Source organism: Streptomyces sp. CBMA29, assembly GCF_014596445.1.
Lineage (GTDB): Bacteria > Actinomycetota > Actinomycetes > Streptomycetales > Streptomycetaceae > Actinacidiphila.
The window spans coordinates 1-5,214 of record NZ_MECL01000139.1; the positions used below are offsets into that span (position 1 = coordinate 1).

General features: G+C 70.5%; 3 protein-coding genes and 1 pseudogene. All 4 read right to left on the minus strand.

Features of this window, described 5'->3' with window-relative positions; all coding sequences use genetic code 11:
* Positions 1-512 (minus strand): annotated as a pseudogene (locus tag BGM09_RS19330) (hypothetical protein); the annotation flags it as partial.
* An 8-nt stretch (positions 513-520) separates the two neighbouring features.
* Entirely contained in the window at positions 521-2,122 is a 1,602-nt protein-coding gene (pelF, locus tag BGM09_RS19335; protein WP_317452783.1) for a GT4 family glycosyltransferase PelF, read from the minus strand.
* Positions 2,123-2,281: 159 nt separating this feature from the next.
* Complete coding sequence (locus BGM09_RS19340; RefSeq protein ID WP_188282895.1) at positions 2,282-4,462, minus strand: hypothetical protein; 2,181 nt, start codon at positions 4,460-4,462, stop codon at positions 2,282-2,284.
* Between the two features lie 414 nt (positions 4,463-4,876).
* Positions 4,877-5,050 carry a peptidoglycan-binding domain-containing protein gene (locus BGM09_RS38900; protein WP_317452784.1) on the minus strand — a complete coding sequence of 58 codons (174 nt, stop codon included), beginning with the start codon at positions 5,048-5,050 and terminating at the stop codon, positions 4,877-4,879.
* Positions 5,051-5,214: the final 164 nt, after the last annotated feature.

The window sequence follows — 5,214 nt, forward strand, 5'->3', positions numbered from 1 at the left end:
CTCTGGGCGAGCAGGTGCAGGTGCGCGCGGTGCGCGAGCGCCTGGTTCCAGCCCCAACCGCACAGCGCCGCCGCGCCCCACGCGGCGACCGCGCGGGACACCCCGAACGGTCCGTCGTCACCGCCCGCCCAGCGCCCGCCGAGCACATAGGCGACGCCCGGCAGCGCGAAGGTCAGGCCGCGCAGTACGCAGCGCCACACGTCGACCTGCCACGGGTCGTCGGCGGGCTCGGGCTCGGGAAAGCGCCGCGGGACCGTCTCGAACAGCTCCCGTGCGAGCGAGAACAGGTCCGGGTGCCCGTAGCGGCCGGTGATCTGCTCGTCGGTCAGCCCCTCGGACTCCAGCACCGCCGCGATCTCGTCGGGGTGCACGGCCGCCGAGCACGCCGCCGACAGTCGCTCCGCCAGCTCCGCGACCGGGTCGCCGACCGCCCAGGACGGCACCCGGCGCGGGCGCGGCAGTTCGGGCAGCGCGGCCGTACCGCCGCCCGCGACCCTGCTGAACAGGGACATCGGCCCGCTCACCGGCCGTCCCCGACAGCCCGCACGATGACCGTCGTATCGTCAACGGCCTCTCCAGCAGACGTATCTGACAGTGCGTTGACTTCAGTGCCGCCCGAATCGCCGCGCCACACACGGGACATCCAGGTGACGCCGCCGTAGATCTGCGCGCCGCGGTCCTCCACCCGGCTCAGTCCCGTGTAGATCCCGCGGAAGGCGTCGATCGTCTGACGGAGCGTGAACTGGTCGATGACCCGCAGCCGTGCCTCCCAGCCCATCGAGGCGCGCCGCGCCGGATCGCGCAGCAGCTCGACCGCGGCCCGCGCCATCGCCCTCGGATCGCGCGGCGGCACGACGAGACCGGTGTCGCCCACGGCCTCCCGTACCCCGCCGACATCGGTCGAGACGGTGCAACGCCCGCAGGACATCGCCTCGATGAGGGTGAAGGGGAAGCCCTCGCTGATGCTGGAGAGCATCACGACCTGCCCGGCGGCGTACGCGGTGCGGATGTCGTCCACCCGGCCCTCGAAGGTGACCGCGTCGGCCGCGCCGACCGTCGCCGCCAGCGCCTGGCACCGCTCGCGGTACGCCTCGCCGCCGCGCGGAGTGCCGCCGAAGATCCGCAGCCGCGCCGCGGGTATCTCGGCCCTGACCAGTGCGAAGGCGCGGATCAGCGTCTCCAGGTCCTTGATCGGGTCGATCCGCCCCGCCCAGGTGAGCGTCGGGGCCTCCGGCTCGGCACCCGCCATCGGGAACGCCCCGGGATCGACTCCGTTGTAGACGGTACGGATCCGGTCCGGCGCCGCGCCGCCGTGCTCCTCCCACCGCCGGTTGTAGCGGTTGCCCGGAGTGATCAGCGCGCTGTTGCGGTACGTCTCGCGCGACAGCAGCCGGAAGAAGGTGAGCAGCAGCGCCTTGACCGGCCAGCGGTACGGGCCCGTGCGGTAGCCGAGATAGCGTTCGCGCTGGTAGACGCCGTGCTCGGTGAGCAGCAGTGGGGTGTCGTACCGCTCGTGCGCCACCAGGCCCGGCAGCGTGGCCAGCCCGCCGCTGACGGCGTGCGCGACCTGACCCGGCGGCGGGACGACGGCCAGCGGGCGCAGCGCGTGCTCCAGCAGATCGACGGCGCTGAGCGCGTCGGCCTGGGTCGGCACCGCGGCCGACACGGTCGTGCCGGGGCGGCGCCACAGCCGGACCAGCGTCCGCACGGCCTCCTCCGAGCGCAGCCCGGCCGACAGCGCGCCCATGCCCGCCCACCCGGCGAGCGCGTACAGCGCGGGCCCGAAGTCCTCGTCGGGCGCTGCCGATCGGCCACCGGAGGCCCGCGGCTCATCCGCGCCGTCCTCGTACAGCAGCGCCCGCAGAAAGCGTTCCCACACCGCGAGGAACGCGCGGCGGTCCCGGCCGCGCGGCGCCCTGCCCTCCGGCGCCTGCCCCCACAGCGGGACCACGTCGAGCCCGGTGACCTGCGCCGGGAGCGGCCAGACCGGGGTCTCGCGGCCGGTGCCCGTCACCGCGATCACCGAGAACTCGACGTCCGGCATCCCCTGGACCAACTGGTCGCACCACACGCTGACCCCGCCGGGGCTGTGCGGATACGTGCCCTCGGTCAGCAATGTCACCCGCGCGGTGCGCGAGGGCGGTGCCCCGAAGATTCTGTGCGTGGAAATGGTGTCCCCCCTGGACGTTCTCGTCTCACGGGGCGCCGGTGACCGTGCGGCGCCCCGGTACCGCGGACGGGGCCAAGTGCGCCCCGCCCGCGGGTGGTTCACTGTCCGGTGCTACTTCCTGGTGTGGTCGCCCGGTCCCACGGGCACGGCCTCGGCGACGCCCTTGGGCACCGGCAGACGGCCGACAGAAGCCTTGATCTTGATCGGCCCGAGCGAGACGTTCAGGTTGATCAGCGCGGGCACCGCGCCGGACGGCAGCGTCAGCGTGACGTTGCTCTGCAACGTGCCGGGTGTCGTCCAGCCGGACGCCTTGCCCGCGTAGGAGCTGCCGAAGGCGGTCGTACCGAGCAGTTGGGACTGGCGCGTGCCGGCGGGCATCGTCGCGGTGATCTGCGTGCCGCTCGGCGCGTTGACCGTCACCGCGTCACCGATCCGGTAGGCGGTCACCTTGCCGCCCTTCCACGCCGTGTCCCACGCCGCCCTGTGCTGCAACTCGGTGGCGATGTCCGAGGTCCGCAGATTGACGGTCGGCGTGTTCGTAGCGAACAGCGACGCGTAGTCACTGAGGATGCGCTCCAGCACCGGGTAGGCGATGCGGCCCTCCGCGAGGTTGGACTGGTGCATGAAGTGCGGGCGCGGGTTGTTGCCCAGTACGTGCCCGAGGTCGATCTTGGCCTCCAGCGGCACGATGTACGACGCGTAGCCGGTGTCGGTGTCCAACGGCGCGGTCAGACAGGTGGAGTTGCCGGAGGTCGCGCAGGCGCCGCTGCCGCCCTGGGCGGAGCTGGTGTAGATCCAGTTGTACTCGTCGGTCTCCTCCTGCGCCGTACCGGCGTTGTAGAAGACGTTCATCGGGAAGCGCGGCACGGTGACCGCGGGACCGACCTGACGCTGGCCCGGGTCACGGGAGTTGTCGCTCGCCAGGTACTTCACACCGAGCTGGGTCAGCGCGGGCGCGAGGTTCGGGTTGTCGACCGGCTGCTGCGGCAGCACCTTGAGGCCGGAGTGCTCACCGGTCACCAGCTCCTGGTTGTTCAGCGAAAGCCCGTGTGAACCGGCCCAGTTGCGGTTGTCCTGCACCGAGGCCGTGATGTCGGCCTTGCTGACCCATTTAGTGTTCCCCGAGGCGTCCGTCTCACAGACCCACGGCACCACGCTGACGTCCTGCACACAGCCGAGGAAGGGGTGCAGATAGGTGTGGTTGACCCAGCGGTAGGTGCTCTTGTCGGCCAGGAGCTGGGTGGCCAGCGGGTCGACGGCTGTGTCGTGGTCGGCCTTCCAGTCCTCGCTGCCGCCGCCGTTGAAGACGAAGTCGAGGGTGAAGCCGTGCGCCTGCGACCACTGCTTGGCGTACTGCGCGTCCGCCGCGGTCATCCGGATCGGATCGGTGTCCTCACCGGTGCCGATCGGGCAGTCCACGTCGCCCGGCGTGCAGTTGAGGGTGGTGTTCCACCGGTCGTCGGCCAGGAAGATGTCGTCGACCTGCACCTCGAAGTAGTTGCGGTCGGCGCCGAGGTGGATGCCCTGGGTCATCCACTCCACGATCCCGCGCGCCAGCAGCCGGAACTGCTGCTGGTACTGGTTGTAGACGAACGGCAGCACCAGCTCGCTGCGCCCGTCGTGGTTGTACTGCCCGACCAGCACACCGCGCGCCGAACTGTCCGGGATCGGCGCGTCGACCAGCGTGGTGAAGGTCGCCCCGGCGGCCTGGGTCGCCAGCGGCGTCGCGAGGAAGCCGTAACTCTCCGCCACGTTGGGGTCGTTGTCCTCGAAGGGCACCGCGCCCTTGAGGTAACCGAAGTCACCCGCGGTGCCCTGCGCGGTCACCTGGCCCTGAATGCCGTCGAGTTGACCGATGTACCCCGGATCCTGCGCGTAGTTCAGACCGACGCCGGGCTGCGCGTAGGTGTACGCGTCCACCTGGCGGATGCCGAAGTCCGTCTCGTACGCCGCCAGTGCGGCCATCTCGGCGGAGCCCGCCCCGAACGGGTTGTCGTTGGGCAGCACCACCGACTGGAACTTGGCGCGCGCCCGGCCGCTCACGGTGTCGCTGAGGTAGGCGGCGTTGATGGTCGGCCGGCCCGCCTGGTTGAGATCGATCCTGGTGTACGGGGTCCCCGCCCCGTCGAGTTCCGCGGTGATGGCCTCGGTCGCCGGTCCTCCGTCGTCGACGACCAGCACCCTCAGATCGATACGGGGCGGTGTCGCCGCCTGTGCCCCGCTCGGTGCCACCCCCAGGGCCACGAGAACCGCCGCTGAACTCAGAGCGGCGGCACGCAATGCTCTGCCCATAGTTTTCCTCCCCCGGAAGACGACATGAATCGGCTCAGCGTCTTCCTGCTGGCAGCGGCCGAATCCCGGCCGCAATTACGTGGACCATCGTGGGGCACGGTGCGGAGGACTTGTGACCATTCTGCGGAGGTGGCCGGAACGCAGGGGACACCGAACGGCGTGATTCGCCTGCTCAACCCGTCCCACCTGCGAGTTTACTGAATGACATGAGCACGGCCTGAAAGGATTATCGACCTGAATGATGAATCATCGCTCGGATTTACGATTTACCGGACCGTGGTGGGGATCGATCGTCGGCGTGGTGGAAAATGACCAGAAAATGATCGAATCGAATTCCCGGAGAACGGGGGGAATACGCGGGGCGTATAAGGCGCATAGCGGGGGCGTACCGGGGCGAGATCGTGTGGAATGCGGTTACGAGGCCAATGCGGCGCGAGTACAGGGGCCATAGACACCCGTGGGGTCACAGGTGATTCCGCGGTCCCGCTGAATCTGCGTCACGCCGCGCACGGTGGCGTCGTCGTACACCCCGGTGGGCGACACATAGGTGAATCCCTGCGCGAACAGCAGCCGCTGAAGATCGGTCACATCTGATCCGCTGTCACCCGCCTGGAGTGTGCGCGGGGTTGTGGCGGTGGCGCTCGGCGTGGGGGAGCCGCTGGGGGCGGTGCTGGGCGGCGTGGCGGTCGCGCTCGACGCCGGCGCGGGGGAGCCGTTCCCCTGCCCGGTCCCGGTCTCCGTGCCGCTCCCGG